Raw genomic sequence first — 317 nt, forward strand, 5'->3', positions numbered from 1 at the left:
AACAGGGTGCTGCGATCAATCAGGGTCCCCACGGCCGAACGGTTGCCCGCACCCTTGATCAGATCGCCTTCCCAGTGTCCCGGAATCAACCGGTCGTTGGCCTCGGGCGGGCGCACATGAATGCTCACCATGTCGACGAGCTTCCCACGCCGGTCCTGCCCGCGTGTGCGCGGCTTGCGCGTGCTACGCCCCTGTCTGAGCAGCGCAACCAGTTCACGCCGCAATGCGCCACGTGGCGCAGCATAGATGGCGTGGTAGATCGTTTCGTGCGAGACGTTCAAGGCGGGTTCTTCGGGATGCACACGTTCGAGTTGGGC

At 64.0% G+C, this 317-nt stretch carries 1 protein-coding gene; it reads right to left on the reverse strand.

The genetic code is table 11. From position 1 onward, the window contains the following. On the reverse strand, window positions 1-317 hold a 317-nt coding region (locus SB822_RS55910; RefSeq protein WP_410858952.1), incomplete at both ends, for an IS30 family transposase.

It is taken from the genome of Paraburkholderia sp. SIMBA_054, assembly GCF_046534875.1.
Lineage (GTDB): Bacteria > Pseudomonadota > Gammaproteobacteria > Burkholderiales > Burkholderiaceae > Paraburkholderia > Paraburkholderia hospita.